Here is a 13,442-nt window from a genome sequence, read left to right as displayed (position 1 = left end):
CAGGAGGGAAGGGTTCGGCCATTGCTGTCCAGGTTAGCGCCCGATGTTTCCCGGACGCGGACCAGCGATCACGCCTTGCTGTAAAGCGTCGTGACCCGCTCTGGGCTCGGTTGGCTGAGTTGCGTCACCCGGGCGCGCAGGCGGGTGATATCGCCGATGGTGTGCAGTTCTTCGTGGAGCACTTTCATCGCGGCCGCTTCCGGGGTGGAGGCGAATACCGTGCTCACCTCCGACTGCTGGGCGCGCCCCTCAGGATCGGTGTTGTAGGATTCCACCCGATATTCGTGCTGCTCGCTGGTACTCATGCTCACTCCAAAGCTGCAGTCTAGCACGGAGGGGCAAATTGTTGACCCCGGTGCTGCGCCGTCTAGGGCTGATCGCCCGCAGGCACCGACATGCACACCGGAAGGATCAATCGGCGGCGGACCGGCAGTTTTGGTTCCGGATCGCCAGTGTTCAGGTGACGCGGTAAGCTCCGCCCCAACAAAAAAGGCGGCTCCGAAGAGCCGCCTTGCTGGAGGATTGTAGACGCGCTTAGCGCATATAGGGGGATACGCACTGCTGGCGCGGCCCGTTAAAGGGCTGGAAGGTGTTATCCGAAGCGCGGTACGAGCGGTACTGGCTTTCGCACCAGCGCAGATGCTCGCGAGTGATGCGGACCGGGCCCGAATTGCTGTTGTTGTTGTTCTGATTGGAAATCGCACCACCGATGATGGCACCAGCGATGAAGGCCGCCGGTGGGAACCAGTAGCCATTGTGCTGACGCCAGCCCGAGCGGCGTTCCCGCGAGCCACGGTGACCATTATAGTAGCCATAGTTGCCACGGCGCTCGAAGCCACCACGGCGGTGGTCACGGTCACGACCGCGATCCCATCCACGGTTCTGGACAGTGAGGAACTGCGCTTCGGAAGTGATTTGCAGCGGCTGTGCTGCTGCCGGGACGCTTGCTGCGCCGAAGCTGGTGATTGCCATAAGAGCGGCGCAGGCGCCCGCCATAATCTTTTTCATGTTTTTTGCTCCTTGTTCGCCCACCGCGATGATTAGGGAATGCCGCGGGAGATAAATCGTTCGGGTATGAACGAAAATTAAGTTCAACAGATCGAGAGCATCTACATCAAACGGGGGATAAAGCCGCGGGCGAGGAGATGCCCCAGTGTTCCTCACTGGCCTGACAAATAGCGGCGGCTAGCCCAGCCTTCCCAGCCAGCGGCCCGCACCTTCTGCCAGCTGCCAACTGCATAGGGCAGGAAGGCGATGTCGCATTCACGTGGGCTAAGGCCCGTCAGGATGCGCGAGCTTGGGGAGGGATAAGCGCGCAGGTTAAGGACGTCATTCCGCGCAACGCCAGTGACGCAATAGATTGCCGGCGATACCATGGAGATATAGCGGCGGTTGACCCAGCCGGAATAATGCCCGTCCTCGATGGGGCACCATGAACCCTGGCATGCCGCCATGACCATGACCCCGCAACTGCCATAGGGCAGGGTGGTCACGACCCGGCTGCTGGTACCCGGGCGGGAGCGGACATTGAGCCCCTCAGTGGCGGGGATGTTGACGACGCAATGTTCCTCCCCTTGCACCACCTGAGCCTGCGCGGTGACGCCCGAGCCCAGCAAGGCCGACAGCGCGGTCGCGCCGGCAATAAGCAAAAGCTTGATCTTGGACATGGCTACCTCCTCTTTGCGCCGACACTAGAAGGGGCGAGGTGAACCGCGCCTGAACGGAGCGGGAAACCGTTGTGGTGCTAGCCAATGGATTTGGTCATCACCGGCACCACGGGGCCAAGCGGGGTTTTTTCTTTGCCGACAACGGTGAAACCTTGTGCCTGGTAGAACGGCACTGCTGTGGTGCCGGCCACCACTCGGATGCCGGTGGCTTGCCGCACCAGCAGCTCGCGCTCAACCGCCTCAAGGATCTGCCGGCCAATGCCGCGGCGCCAATAAGGTGGATCAACGAACATGCCGGCCAGCTCGGCAAACTCGCTGCCCCCGATGCTGAAGGCGGCAAAGCCTACCGGCGCCCCATTGGCTTCGGCTACGACGATCTGGCCGTGACGGAGCAAATCTTCGTCGATCCGGAAATGCCCCGGCGCTTCGGTCAGGCGGCGCAGCACCTCGCCCGTTTCAACGGCAAGCGAAGCATTGAGCATCACCTGGTTCAGCAACGGCCGGTCTTCAAGCCGTGCCTGGCGGATCGTTACGGCTGGTGGGGACATGATGCGAGCAATAGGCCCTTCGCTCCTGGCGGGTCAATGCGGCAGGTTCCCCGAGGAGGTGGCAGTGGTCGCCGGGCGGGTAGGCTCCCCGACGGGGTGACTGGCCTCGGATGGCGCAGAGGCGTAGGTTGTGCCTGATCAAGAGGAGGACGCGATGACGACCAATGTGAAAGAGCTTTTGTCGGCGGCCAATGCGGAAGTGCCACGGATCTCGCCCGAGGACGCGCGCCGGATGGTTGCCGAAGAGCATGCGGTGATCGTGGATGTGCGCGACATGCCCGAGTTGCAGGCCAGCGGCAAAATTCCGGGTTCGGTCCACATCCCGCGTGGGATGCTCGAGTTTCGAGCCGACGAGGCGACGCAATATCATGACCCCAACCTGTCCAAGGACCGCCCGGTGATCCTGCATTGTGCCTCCGGCGGCCGCTCGGCCCTTGCCGGCAAGACCCTCAAGGATATGGGCTATCAGCAGGTGTTTAACCTTGGTGGCTTCAAGGACTGGGTCGAGGATGGCGGCGAGGTCGAAAAGCTTTCCTAGCCGGGATCCCCCCGTTTAGCGCGGGGTGAAGTCAGTTTCCGGCGTGACCATCCGGCAATAAGCGGCAACCAAGCGCGCGCAATGCTCGACATCGGTGAGGCTGACCACCTCGCCCGGCGTATGCATGTAGCGCAATGGCACGCCCAGCAGGCCCGTGGCCATGCCGGCCTGGTTGAGCTGCAAGGCGTTGGCGTCGGTCGGGGTGGCGCCCGGCGCGACCTGCACCTGGTAGGGAATAGCTTCCCGTTCGGCGGCCTGCGTCACCAGGTCGAACAGGACGCGATTGGTGTTGGCGCCGAGGGACACCGTTGGGCCCTTGCCCAGCTCGAGTTGCCCGTGCTGGGACGGGCTCACCCCAGGGTAGTCGATGGCATGTTCCATATCCACGGCAATCCCGCTTTGCGCCCCAATGGCGAAGGCGGCGGTGCGAGCGCCGCGCGAACCGATCTCCTCTTGCACGGTGCCCACCGCATAAACGCCTACCTCGGGGTGGAGGCCACCGTGCTCCGCCAGCAGCCGGAGGGCTTCAGCCACGATAAACAGGCCCGCCTTGTTGTCAAAAGCGCGGCCGACTGCCCGGTCGCCCAGCAAGGGCTGAAACTCCTGCTGGTAGGTGACCACGTCGCCAAGCGCGACCACCGCTTGCGCCTCGGCCCGCGAGCCGGCGCCGATGTCGATCCAGAGCTCCTTGAGCTTGGGCTTTTCCTTGAGCTCGTCCGGATCCATCAGGTGAATGGCCTTGCGACCAACAACGCCGGCAACGCGTCCGTTTCGGCCGTGGACCCACATCGTCTGGCCAACCGGGATGACGCTGTCATGCCCGCCGATGGCGCTGAAATACAGCAGCCCCTCCTCGCCGATATAGTGGAGGATGAAGCCGATCTCGTCCATGTGGCCGGCCAGCATGATCTTGGTGGATGCGGCCGGGTTGAGGGCGGCAATGACGTTGCCATGCAGATCAACGGACACCGCGTCCGCAAGCGGCTCGACATAGCTGCGGTAGCGCTGGGCAACGCGCTGCTCATAACCGCTCGGGGAAGGCGTTTGCACCAGATCGCGTAAAAACTGGAGGGACTGATCCCGCATGGCTTGGTTTCCAACAAAGGGTGAGGTCGCGCCCGGGCACCGGCTGGGCGCGATAGAACGGCTGGCTGTCGGTCACGCCCATCGGATCAGTGCGGGACCAGTTCGTGTATGGTCGATACGAGCTTGGTGGCTGGCACCGGCTTGGCGAGATATTTCGCCAGAAACGGCAATTCACCCGGCAGTGGCCGGCGAACCGCCGACACGACGATGATGTTGATATGGGGCCAGATGCAGCCGACATGGTTGGCCAGAACAATCCCACTGCGGGTGCCTGGCATGTTGATGTCGGTGATCAGCCCGATCACTTCGGACGCGTCCGCTTCGAGCAGGGCCAAAGCTTCGGCGGTGTTGGCGGCCTCCCAGGCGTCAAAGCCGCAATCGCGGACAACGTCTCCAAGCTCGAGCCGAACAAGTGGCTCATCATCGACGATCAGGAAGGCTTTACGGCAGGGTTCGGCGATAGTCGTATTCATGCCCGATCAACGGACCGCCGGCAGGCGGAGTTGCCGGACTAACCAAGATCAATCAACAACTTGACCGTTCTACTACCTAGGTTAAATGAACGCGTTAACCTATGTCTGACCCAGCCTTCGGCGGCCCGCGTGATGCCCGGCGGCATCAACGAGCGGCGGCACGCCGCTGGAATTCGGAACCGATTTCGAAATGGTGCATCAGCAAGCGATCAGCACTGTCGGCATCTCTGGCAACCACTGCCGCGAGCAGTTCGCGATGGTGCTCGATCAGATAGCTGGGCATGCCCATGGACAAGACTGTGGCGCTGGAAGAGCGCCCCTGGTAGTCGGCGCGGCAGGGCAGCAGGGCAGCAGGCGACTTCTTGGTGCCTGCTGCCAGCCGGCGAAACCGTGCCGGTGCAGCTAAAGCCGCACCGGCCATGGGCCGTGCGGGTATGGGGCAGGCGGGCGTCGCAGCGAGGGCTGCGACATGGGGCGAAGTTCGCCTCGGTGCCGGTCGTCCGGCAAAAGGGTAGAAGGTGAAGCAAGCTTCGCCCCATGCTCCATCGGAGACTCTTCGGTGAGGACCGTCCGTGGCTAGACCCGTGCCAAACGCCAGAAGCCCTGAAGCTTCATTGGACCGGGGGATGAAATCGGTCCCGGATCATCCTCGTCCCGAAGGAGCTTGGGCGACCCCAAACTCATCCGATATTCCCGCACCGACCGTTCGTCGCGACCGCGCAGCTTGCCCGGGAACAAGGGGGATTGTGCCTGAGGTTTTCGGGGGCGGGGATAAGTTTGTGGGGGGTGGCGCCGCAGGGACTGGTGATGGCCGCCCTCGTGGTTCGAGGCTACGCTACGCTACGCACCTCACCATGAGGGCTTCGGATAGATCTGGTCGGTTGCGGGACCTCGATGAGCCCTCATCCTGAGGTGCCGCGTAGCGGCCTCGAAGGGCGAGGGCGGCTATCACAGCCAAGGTACCCGGGGCGGGGTGCCGCCCCCGAGCGGGTTAGCCAGGATTGCTGACCGAATAAAGCCGGATTTCGTGTTGCTGGCCGGTGCGGTCGGTCCAGCGCATGGACTGGCCGGCGCGCAGGCCGATTAGGGCGGTGCCGAGGGGTGAGAAGATCGAGATGCGCTCGCGCCCTTCTTGGCGGGGATAGGAGAGCACACCGCTTTGCGGGGGCGCGCCGTTGAAGCTGACCACCACGCGCGAACCCATGCGCACCACATCGGGCGGGAGGCGCTTGTCGGCGACGAGCTTGGCGCGGCCGAGTTCGTAGAGCAGGTCGTCGGCCTGGTCGGGGCTGTGGCCGATGCCGCCCATGGCCAGAACCAGCAGATCGTGACGATCGGCTTCACCCACCATGATGGGGGGAAGATCGGATCCAAAAATACCCATGTCATCCTCCAGATGATTGAAGTGTGTGCCTCTCGGGCGATCAGGCGGCGCTCGGGCCGGGATCGTCGCCGCCGCCCAAGCCCGCCGGCACGAAGCGCGAGGATGGGCTGCGGGGGGCCAGCGGGGAGGGCGTGGCCTCATTGCGGGCGACGACCTGCAACGGTGGCGACGAGCGCCGGCGCTCGGGCTGGAACAGCACGGCTTCGATCACGAGATTTTCCACCGAGCCGTCGCGGCGACGGGCCTGCACGGTTTGCCCCGCCCTTGCACCCAAAAGGGCAAGGCCGCGCGGCACGGTCAGGAGCACGGTAAGACCGTAGACCTCTTCGCTGGGCCCCGCGACCAGCGAGCGATCCTGGGTGGGCGCACTGCCGACGCGAAAGCGCACCCGGCTGTTGAGGGTAACGACATCGGCGGGGATATCGGCCGGGAACATGACCTGGGCGACGCCCAGCTTATGGCGGATGATTTCCGCCGCACCGGCAAAGGGTTCGCCGTATTCGTGCAAGAGGCTTTGCAACAGGGCAAAGTCCTTGGCGGTCAGAATGATTTCGGGTTGGTCGGACGCGAGCTGGTCGGACATGGGAAACTCCAGAACAAGGGGGATTGGCAGCAGACGAGACCCCTGACCCGGAGGACGATGCCTAGCGGATCAGGGGAAAAGGTCTTGCTTGGGTGTGCCGGACCGCTGGGAAGGAAGGACGCATCTTAGGCCTCTGCAGGTTCATCGACGGGCTGGATCACGGACTGGACGGTCAGCACATGCTTGCGCCCGTCGCGGGTTTCCCAGGTTATGGATTGACCGGTGCGCAGGCCGACCAGCGCCGCGCCCACGGGGGTGAGCACGGAAATGCGGCCCTGCGAGATATCGGCCTTGGCGGGGTAGACGAGGGTGACGTCGACGACCTCGTCCTGATCGGTGCGATACTGGACGCGCGAGCCCATGCGCACGATGTCCTTGGGCAGCTTGGCGTCGGGAACGACGCGGGCCCGCTCCATCTCCTCGAGGAGACGTTCGGCCGCAGCGCTGAGCGAGCCGCCGCCCGAGGCCGCGAGGGCGAGCAATTGACGATGTTCGGTTTGAGCGACCGTAAGAGCGGGTCGTAGATTGTGGGTGCGCATGACGCTTCTCCGCGTAAATAGCAGCAAGCGACACCGGATCCGAAACGGGCCGTGCAGCGAGCTATAACAATGACTTATGGAAAATCCCTATCCCTAAACCTCGCGGCAAAGCGCCAGGCTTAGGGCAACTATCCTTCGACCGGAGTGGCCCGGCGAGCAAACGCGTGGAGGATGTTAAAACAAGGGTTCATACGCCCAAGGTAGGCGCAACAGAACTAAAGTCAACCCATGCTGGGTCGCCGTGCCGCATCGCGGCGGGGACGGGGACTCGAGGGGAAGCGCTTAGCCCTGAGTGGGGGCGTCGGCGCGCTCGACCACGATATCCTCACCCCATTGCAGCGGAACATCGCCACTGCTTTCGGCGCGATCACGATAAAGCGCGGCGCGCGCCAGGAGCATGAGGGTCACGGGGGTGGTGATCGAGATGAAGACGAGGATCAGCACTTCATGGACGGCCGGACGCTGGGCGGAGACGGTGAAGTAAATGGCCGAGGCGAGGAGAATCGCGATGCTGCCAAGGCTCGTGCCCAGGGTTGGCGCGTGGATGCGGGCGTAAAAGCTGTCAAAGCGAGCCAAGCCGATGCAGCCCAGGAGGGTGAAGGCGGCGCCCAGAATGGACAGGCCGCCAACCAGGACCGCGAGCCAAACAGGAATTTCGCTCATTCAATGACCTCGCCGCGCATGAGGAACTTGGCCAGGGCGACGGTGCCGACAAAGCTCAGGGCCCCGATCAGCAGAGCCACTTCGAAATAAATGTTGGAGCCAATGCGGATGCCGAACAGCACCAGCATGAGCATGGCGGCGACGTAAAAGGCATCGAGCGCAAGAATGCGGTCCTGCGCGCGGGGCCCGCGGATCATCCGGTAGGTGGCAAGGATCAAGGCGAGGCCGACCAGCAATTGCGACAGCAACAGGCACCAATGGAGAATGGCTGCGCTCATTGGAAAATCTCCAGCAGCAAACGCTCATAGCGGTTCTTGATGGTATCGATCCAGGTCGCTTCATCAACGAGGTCAAGCACATGGATCAGCACGGTGGCATGCACAGCGTCATATTCGAGCCAGGCACTGCCAGGCGTCGCGGTGATGATGCAGGCGAGAATGGCAAGGCCTGAGCGGTCGCGCAGCGTCAGCGGCATGACGACGAAGCCAGCGGTTCGCTGGTGGTGCCGATCCCGTAGCACAATGCTGGCGACGGCAAGGTTGGAGCGCATCACATCAACCACCACATAGGCGGCGAGCCGGAAAATGCTCCCGAGCTTACGGGCGCGGGGCTGTTGGGGCTCAAGCGCCGCAAAGGCACGGGCGGCCAGCACGGCGATGACGGCGCCAAGCAGGATTTGTCCGAGGCCAAGGGACTGCTGCAGAAGCAGCCACAGCACCAAAAGGCTGAGCGACAGGATGGGGTAGGGCAGCAGCTTTCTCATGGCACCACCTCCACCAGCTGACCGGGCGCCGGTGGCTCCAGCACTTCCTCGATCACCGGCGCGGGGGTGTAAAGCTGGTCAGCGATGGCCTGGGTGTAGCTAAGGGCCGGTCCGGCCAGGATGGTGGTTGCGACAGTGAGGCATAGCAGCAGGAGCACCGGGGCGATCTCGATCACCCGGACCGGCGCTGGGCGTTCGGACATGGTGGCCCAGAAGGTGTTGATCCAGGTGCGGGTCAGCGCCACAAGCGCCGCAAAACCGGAAAAGATCAGCAAGGCGGTGAGCCACCAGGCGGAGGGTGGAATGGGCGCAGTTTGAGTAAGGCCATCGGGGTTGAAGATGGCGGAGATGATCGCGACCTTGGCCACAAAACCGGCCAGCGGCGGCAGGCCGGCGATCAGCAGGATACAAAGGCCAAAGCTGATGCTGAGTACGGCGAGGGTCGCGGGAATGGCGACGCCGATTTCGTCTTCTTCATCACCTTCCTCGTCATCGCCATAGGCTTCCATGGTGACGGCGAGCACATCAGCGCCTTCAATCCGCACCCGGTCGAGCAGTTCCACCAGCATGAAGAAGGCCGAGATGGCGAGGGTCGAGACGACGAGGTAAAAGAGCGCGCCACTGGTGGCGCCTGCATTGCCCATGCCCATGGTGGCGAGCAGGGTGCCCGAAGAGACAAGGACGCTGTAACCGGCGAGCCGGGACGTCGTCTGGGCGGCCAGCACGCCAATGGTCCCAAAGGCGAGAGTGGCAAGGCCGCCCACCAAAAGAACGGTGTTTCCGAAGCCAGCGGAAACCCCCGCTTCGGCCCCGAAGGCGAGGGTTGAAATCCGCAACACGGCGTAAACGCCGACCTTGGTCATGATGGCAAACACCGCCGCGACCGGTGCGGCGGCTGCTGCATAGGAGGTGGGCAGCCAAAAGCCCAGGGGCCACATGCCCGCCTTGATCAGGAAGGCGACGCCCAGAATGGCGGCGCCGGTTTCGAGCAGGCCCCGATCCATTTCGGCGATGTTGGCGACCTTGCTCGCGAGATCGGCCATGTTGAGCGTGCCGGTGACGCCATAGATCAGCGCCGCCCCGATCAGGAACAGGAAGGAGGCGGCCAGATTGACGGCGATATAGTGCAGCGAGGCCTTGACGCGCGCGGCGCCCTGGCCGTGCAGGGCCAGACCATAGGAGGCGGCCAGCATCACCTCGAAGAACACAAAGAGGTTGAAGACGTCGCCGGTGAGAAAGGCGCCGTTAACGCCCATCAAGAGGAACTGGAACAAGCTGTGGAAGCTGCTGCCCGCGGAGTGCCAGCGGGCAAGGGAATACACCAGCGCCGAGATGCCAAGGATCGCGGTCACCAGCACCATCATGGCCGACAGGCGATCGGCCACGAGAACAATGCCAAAGGGCGCGGGCCAGTTGCCCAGCTCGTAAACGGCCAAGGCGCCGGTGGGTTGGGCGTTGGCCTGCATCACGAGCAGGACCGAGCCCACCAGCAGCATGACTGTCGAGGCGAGGCTGACCAGCGCCCGCGCATTGCGCAGGCGATCATCGAACATCAGCAGCAGCGCACCGGTGGCCATGGGCAACAGGATGGGCAGGATGATCAGGTTATCGACAAAGCCGGTCACCGCCGTTCCCTCCCGTCGACATGGTCGGTTCCGGTCAAACCGCGCGCGGCCAGCAGCACCACAAGAAACAGCGCCGTCATGGCAAAGCCGATGACGATGGCCGTGAGCACCAGGGCCTGCGGCACGGGATCGGCATAAAGGCTGGGGTCGACCACGCCATCTTTGCCCAGAACGGGCGCGCCGTTCATCTTGAGGCGGCCCATGGCGAAGATGAAGAGGTTCACCGCATAGGACAGGAGCGACAGGCCAATGATGACCTGGAAGGTGCGGGGGCGCAGCATCAGGTAAACGCCGCAGCTGGCCAAGACGCCAATACTGATTGCAAGAACGAGTTCCATCAGCGAGCCTCCACCGGTGCATCGGCCGACACTTCCGCTTCGGGCACCGGCGGCAGGGGGCGCCGCGCGGGCTTGGGCGAACGGATCGACTGGTGAGCAAGGGCAATCAAGATCAGCACGGTCGCGCCGATCACGAGGCTGAAGACACCCAGGTCAAACAACAGCGCGCTTGCCAAGGGCACCCGACCGATCAGCGGCAGGTCGGCATATTGGAATGCCGTAGTCATGAAGGGATAGCCAAAGACGAAGGAAGCCATGCCCACCAGCAGCGCCAGAAGCAGACCGCTGCCGATCCAGCGTACGGGCAGGATGCGAAGGCGGTCCTCCACCCAGCGCGTGCCCCCTGCCATATATTGCAGGATGAAGCCGATCGACATGACGATGCCCGCCGCAAAGCCGCCGCCGGGCTGATCATGGCCGCGCAGGAACAGGTGCAGGGCCAAAACGATGATGACGGGGAACATCCACTGCATGATCACGGCGGGGATCAGCAGGTATTCATTGACTGTGTCGCCCGGGCTGCGCTCGGGCGCCCGGTCATCGAAGGCATTCTGGATCAACTGTTGCTCGGGCTTGTCGATCGAGTCGGCCGCAGGGCGGAAGCGGCGCAGAATGGCAAAGACCGTGACGGCTACAATGCCCAGGACGGTAATTTCGCCCAGCGTATCAAAGGCGCGGAAATCCACCAGCATGACATTGACCACATTGGTGCCCCCGCCAAGCTTGTAGGCGTTTTCGAGGAAGAACTCGGAAATGCCGTTGGGCAGTTGCCGCGTCATCACCGCATAGGAGAGGAGCCCGAGGCCAAGCCCTGCAACCAAGGCGAGGGACAGGTCGCGATAGCGGCGGAAGCGGGCTCGGCGCAGGACCACCACGTCGCGCATGTCCTCGACCCGCTTGGGCAGCCAGCGCAGGCCGAGGAGGATCAGCACGGTGGTGACGATCTCGACGAGGAGCTGGGTGACGGCAAGGTCGGGCGCGGAGAACCAAACAAAGGTCATGCAGGTGACAAGGCCCGTGCCGCCCAGCAGAACCAGCGACACCAACCGGTGGAACTTGGCCTGCTGCGCGGCGGTGACGGCGCAAACGATGCCGATGAGCCAAAGCAGGGCGAACACCGGATCGAACCCATCGAGCCGCAGTTCGAGCCGTCCCAAACGGCCGGCAAGGATGACGGCTGCAGCTGCCGTAGCGGCGAAAAACAGCAGAAACAATTGCGGCTGCAGCCGACGCGTGCCAAACAAGTTTTCCAGCCGCCGTGCCCATTTGGAGGTGACGGTGAGCATGATGCGCTCGAAGATGCGCTTGCCCTTGAGCCGGCGCAGCAGCGGGGGACCTTCGATGCCCATTTGCAGATAAGCGTGGAGCGCCCAATACAGCAGGGCGCCGCCGACCAGGGCGATCAGGCTCATGAACAGAGCAAAGTTCCAGCCATGCCAGACCGAGAGGCTATAATAAGGCGTATCGGGGCCGGTGACCGAGACCACGGCCGCCGCTAGATAGGGGCCGATAGTGATGCCGGGAACGATGCCGACGATGAGGCAAAGCAGAACGAGGATCTCGATCGGGCGGCGCATCAGCGCCGGCGGCTCATGCGGCACCTTGGTCAAGCCCTGCGGCGGGGGACCGAAGAAGACGCCCAGCACGAAGCGCAGCGAATAGGTGACGGCAAAGAGGCTGCCGAGAATGGCGGCAGCAGGCAGGGCAATGTTGACAAAGGGATTGGCGTCGCGCTGCGCCGTTTCGGCGAAGAACATTTCCTTGGACAAAAAGCCGTTGAGCAGCGGCACTCCGGCCATGGCGGCGCTGGCGACCATCGCAAGGGTGGCGGTAAAGGGCATGTAGCGGAACAAGCCGCTCAGCTTGCGGATGTCGCGCGTGCCGGTTTCATGGTCGATGATGCCCGCCGCCATGAAGAGCGAAGCCTTGAAGGTCGCGTGATTGGCGATGTGGAAGATCGCGGCCACGGTCGCCAGCGGGGTCGACATGCCCAAAAGGGCGGTGATCAGGCCGAGATGGCTGATGGTTGAATAAGCCAGCAGGCCCTTGAGATCGGTCTGGAAGATGGCGACGAAGGCCCCAAACACCAAGGTGATCAGTCCGGCGGAGGTAACAATCCAGAACCATTGGTCGGTGCCGGCCAGGACTGGCCAAAAGCGGACAAGGAGGAACACGCCCGCCTTCACCATCGTCGCCGAATGCAGATAGGCCGAAACGGGGGTGGGGGCCGCCATGGCGTGGGGCAGCCAGAAATGGAACGGGAACTGGGCCGATTTGGTCAGCGCCCCCATCAGCACCAGCAGCAAGGTAGGCAGGTAAAGCGGGTGATTGCGAATCGTATCGCCCGAAGCCAGCACCACATCAAGGTCATAGCTGCCCACAATATGGCCGATCAGCAGCATGCCGACGAGCAGGCACAGGCCGCCAAGTCCGGTGACAGTGAGGGCCATGCGCGCGCCGTCGCGCGCCTGCCCGAGATGGAACCAGTACCCGATCAGCAGGAACGAGGTGATCGAGGTCAGCTCCCAGAACACTGCCATCTGGATGATGTTGCCCGAGAGCACCAGGCCCAGCATCGAGCCCATAAAGGCCAGAAAGAACGCGAAAAAGCGCGGCACCGCGTCATTGGGCGACATGTAATAGCGGGCATAAAGCACCACCAGGAACCCGACGCCGGTGACCAGAACCCCGAAGAGCCAGGAAAACCCATCCAGCCGCAGCACGAGATTGAGATTGAGTGCCGGCACCCAGCTGATCTCGTGGCGGATCACATCGCCATCGCCGATCTGGGGAAACAGCCAGACCATGGCGGCAAAGCCCAGTGCCGCCACGGCACCCGCCAGCCACGCTTCCGCGTTCCGCGCATTTGAGGGCAACACCGCTGCGACAATAGCAGCCATGAAGGGCAAGAGCAGAACCGCGATCAGCAAAACAGACGGGGTCATTGTCCGGGCGGGCACCTTTGAGTAGTTTTGGGGGGAGGCTGGGATACCAGATGCTTGTTACTGGAGTAGCAGCTCAGCGCAACCCGAAACATTGTCGCGGAAGCGCTTGTCCTGCCCTGCAACTTGTTGGCACCCCGACCAGTCCTTGGGCCCGGCCGCCCCGCTCCAAACCGAGATCATGACCCTGGCGGGGCGATTATCTCCCCAGCGGCAGGGATGGACCCCATCCGAAATCCGGCCAGGAGCAGCGGGCGGCATTTCCGCTGTGGCGCCGTTTTCCCAGACACTTT

The 13,442-nt window shown here is 63.3% G+C and carries 17 protein-coding genes; 1 reads left to right on the top strand and 16 read right to left on the bottom strand.

All coding sequences use genetic code 11. The features are described from left to right. Nucleotides 1–68: 68 nt before the first annotated feature. The 4 genes from AC3YOG_RS07495 to AC3YOG_RS07480 all read right to left on the bottom strand — a co-directional run bounded on the left by AC3YOG_RS07495 (nt 69) and on the right by AC3YOG_RS07480 (nt 2,215). Entirely contained in the window at nt 69–305 is a 237-nt protein-coding gene (locus tag AC3YOG_RS07495) for a hypothetical protein (protein ID WP_127753004.1), read from the bottom strand. Nucleotides 306–534: 229 nt separating this feature from the next. Continuing rightward, complete coding sequence (locus AC3YOG_RS07490; protein WP_172123276.1) at nt 535–1,008, bottom strand: BA14K family protein; 474 nt, start codon at nt 1,006–1,008, stop codon at nt 535–537. A 152-nt stretch (nt 1,009–1,160) separates the two neighbouring features. After that, nucleotides 1,161–1,667, bottom strand: a complete 507-nt coding sequence (locus AC3YOG_RS07485; RefSeq protein WP_489934657.1) for an SH3 domain-containing protein — start codon at nt 1,665–1,667, stop codon at nt 1,161–1,163. A 77-nt stretch (nt 1,668–1,744) separates the two neighbouring features. Continuing rightward, nucleotides 1,745–2,215 carry a GNAT family N-acetyltransferase gene (locus AC3YOG_RS07480; protein WP_172123278.1) on the bottom strand — a complete coding sequence of 157 codons (471 nt, stop codon included), beginning with the start codon at nt 2,213–2,215 and terminating at the stop codon, nt 1,745–1,747. Between the two features lie 154 nt (nt 2,216–2,369). Between AC3YOG_RS07480 and AC3YOG_RS07475 the strand changes: the two genes are divergently transcribed. Then, entirely contained in the window at nt 2,370–2,753 is a 384-nt protein-coding gene (locus tag AC3YOG_RS07475) for a rhodanese-like domain-containing protein (protein WP_172123279.1), read from the top strand. Nucleotides 2,754–2,768: 15 nt separating this feature from the next. Here the strand turns inward: AC3YOG_RS07475 and AC3YOG_RS07470 are convergent, their stop codons facing one another. The 12 genes from AC3YOG_RS07470 to AC3YOG_RS07415 all read right to left on the bottom strand — a co-directional run bounded on the left by AC3YOG_RS07470 (nt 2,769) and on the right by AC3YOG_RS07415 (nt 13,152). Further along, a complete protein-coding gene (locus tag AC3YOG_RS07470; RefSeq protein ID WP_489934656.1) occupies nt 2,769–3,839 on the bottom strand; it encodes a M42 family metallopeptidase in 1,071 nt (356 codons plus the stop codon). 86 nt (nt 3,840–3,925) lie between these two features. After that, nucleotides 3,926–4,312 carry a response regulator gene (locus AC3YOG_RS07465; protein ID WP_489934655.1) on the bottom strand — a complete coding sequence of 129 codons (387 nt, stop codon included), beginning with the start codon at nt 4,310–4,312 and terminating at the stop codon, nt 3,926–3,928. A gap of 145 nt (nt 4,313–4,457) precedes the next feature. Continuing rightward, the gene (locus AC3YOG_RS07460; RefSeq protein WP_489934654.1) at nt 4,458–4,733 is read right to left on the bottom strand and encodes a hypothetical protein; all 276 of its coding nucleotides are present in this window, start codon (nt 4,731–4,733) and stop codon (nt 4,458–4,460) included. A 570-nt stretch (nt 4,734–5,303) separates the two neighbouring features. Continuing rightward, complete coding sequence (locus AC3YOG_RS07455) at nt 5,304–5,696, bottom strand: GreA/GreB family elongation factor (RefSeq protein ID WP_127753025.1); 393 nt, start codon at nt 5,694–5,696, stop codon at nt 5,304–5,306. Nucleotides 5,697–5,736: 40 nt separating this feature from the next. After that, nucleotides 5,737–6,279 carry a GreA/GreB family elongation factor gene (locus AC3YOG_RS07450; RefSeq protein WP_489934653.1) on the bottom strand — a complete coding sequence of 181 codons (543 nt, stop codon included), beginning with the start codon at nt 6,277–6,279 and terminating at the stop codon, nt 5,737–5,739. 125 nt (nt 6,280–6,404) lie between these two features. Then, a complete protein-coding gene (gene rnk, locus AC3YOG_RS07445; protein ID WP_489934652.1) occupies nt 6,405–6,818 on the bottom strand; it encodes a nucleoside diphosphate kinase regulator in 414 nt (137 codons plus the stop codon). A 282-nt stretch (nt 6,819–7,100) separates the two neighbouring features. Next, nucleotides 7,101–7,481, bottom strand: a complete 381-nt coding sequence (gene mnhG / locus AC3YOG_RS07440; protein ID WP_489934651.1) for a monovalent cation/H(+) antiporter subunit G — start codon at nt 7,479–7,481, stop codon at nt 7,101–7,103. Next, on the bottom strand, nt 7,478–7,759 hold the full coding sequence (locus tag AC3YOG_RS07435) for a K+/H+ antiporter subunit F (protein ID WP_127753029.1): 282 nt from the start codon (nt 7,757–7,759) through the stop codon (nt 7,478–7,480). The genes mnhG and AC3YOG_RS07435 overlap by 4 nt, the downstream gene beginning before the upstream one ends. Further along, on the bottom strand, nt 7,756–8,244 hold the full coding sequence (locus tag AC3YOG_RS07430; RefSeq protein WP_172123296.1) for a Na+/H+ antiporter subunit E: 489 nt from the start codon (nt 8,242–8,244) through the stop codon (nt 7,756–7,758). The genes AC3YOG_RS07435 and AC3YOG_RS07430 overlap by 4 nt, the downstream gene beginning before the upstream one ends. Next, a complete protein-coding gene (locus AC3YOG_RS07425) occupies nt 8,241–9,869 on the bottom strand; it encodes a monovalent cation/H+ antiporter subunit D (protein ID WP_489934650.1) in 1,629 nt (542 codons plus the stop codon). Before AC3YOG_RS07425 ends, AC3YOG_RS07430 begins: the two co-directional genes overlap by 4 nt. Continuing rightward, nucleotides 9,866–10,207 carry a Na+/H+ antiporter subunit C gene (locus AC3YOG_RS07420; RefSeq protein ID WP_172123298.1) on the bottom strand — a complete coding sequence of 114 codons (342 nt, stop codon included), beginning with the start codon at nt 10,205–10,207 and terminating at the stop codon, nt 9,866–9,868. The genes AC3YOG_RS07425 and AC3YOG_RS07420 overlap by 4 nt, the downstream gene beginning before the upstream one ends. Continuing rightward, nucleotides 10,207–13,152, bottom strand: a complete 2,946-nt coding sequence (locus tag AC3YOG_RS07415) for a monovalent cation/H+ antiporter subunit A (RefSeq protein ID WP_489934649.1) — start codon at nt 13,150–13,152, stop codon at nt 10,207–10,209. Before AC3YOG_RS07415 ends, AC3YOG_RS07420 begins: the two co-directional genes overlap by 1 nt. Nucleotides 13,153–13,442 lie beyond the last annotated feature (290 nt).

It is taken from the genome of Devosia sp. Z6_126 (assembly GCF_058133495.1).
Note: the sequence above shows the minus strand (reverse complement) of the source record. Positions and strands in the feature narration are given on the sequence as shown.

Excerpts from the sequence above, each read along its gene's own strand:
- rnk (WP_489934652.1), bottom strand. The coding sequence starts at position 6,818 with ATGCGCACCCACAATCTACGACCCGCTCTTACGGTCGCTCAAACCGAA.
- mnhG (WP_489934651.1), bottom strand. The coding sequence starts at position 7,481 with ATGAGCGAAATTCCTGTTTGGCTCGCGGTCCTGGTTGGCGGCCTGTCC.
- AC3YOG_RS07415 (WP_489934649.1), bottom strand. The coding sequence starts at position 13,152 with ATGACCCCGTCTGTTTTGCTGATCGCGGTTCTGCTCTTGCCCTTCATG.
- AC3YOG_RS07450 (WP_489934653.1), bottom strand. The coding sequence starts at position 6,279 with ATGTCCGACCAGCTCGCGTCCGACCAACCCGAAATCATTCTGACCGCC.
- AC3YOG_RS07430 (WP_172123296.1), bottom strand. The coding sequence starts at position 8,244 with ATGAGAAAGCTGCTGCCCTACCCCATCCTGTCGCTCAGCCTTTTGGTG.
- AC3YOG_RS07475 (WP_172123279.1), top strand. The coding sequence starts at position 2,370 with ATGACGACCAATGTGAAAGAGCTTTTGTCGGCGGCCAATGCGGAAGTG.
- AC3YOG_RS07435 (WP_127753029.1), bottom strand. The coding sequence starts at position 7,759 with ATGAGCGCAGCCATTCTCCATTGGTGCCTGTTGCTGTCGCAATTGCTG.
- AC3YOG_RS07490 (WP_172123276.1), bottom strand. The coding sequence starts at position 1,008 with ATGAAAAAGATTATGGCGGGCGCCTGCGCCGCTCTTATGGCAATCACC.
- AC3YOG_RS07465 (WP_489934655.1), bottom strand. The coding sequence starts at position 4,312 with ATGAATACGACTATCGCCGAACCCTGCCGTAAAGCCTTCCTGATCGTC.
- AC3YOG_RS07470 (WP_489934656.1), bottom strand. The coding sequence starts at position 3,839 with ATGCGGGATCAGTCCCTCCAGTTTTTACGCGATCTGGTGCAAACGCCT.
- AC3YOG_RS07420 (WP_172123298.1), bottom strand. The coding sequence starts at position 10,207 with ATGGAACTCGTTCTTGCAATCAGTATTGGCGTCTTGGCCAGCTGCGGC.
- AC3YOG_RS07460 (WP_489934654.1), bottom strand. The coding sequence starts at position 4,733 with ATGGCCGGTGCGGCTTTAGCTGCACCGGCACGGTTTCGCCGGCTGGCA.
- AC3YOG_RS07455 (WP_127753025.1), bottom strand. The coding sequence starts at position 5,696 with ATGGGTATTTTTGGATCCGATCTTCCCCCCATCATGGTGGGTGAAGCC.
- AC3YOG_RS07485 (WP_489934657.1), bottom strand. The coding sequence starts at position 1,667 with ATGTCCAAGATCAAGCTTTTGCTTATTGCCGGCGCGACCGCGCTGTCG.
- AC3YOG_RS07480 (WP_172123278.1), bottom strand. The coding sequence starts at position 2,215 with ATGTCCCCACCAGCCGTAACGATCCGCCAGGCACGGCTTGAAGACCGG.
- AC3YOG_RS07495 (WP_127753004.1), bottom strand. The coding sequence starts at position 305 with ATGAGTACCAGCGAGCAGCACGAATATCGGGTGGAATCCTACAACACC.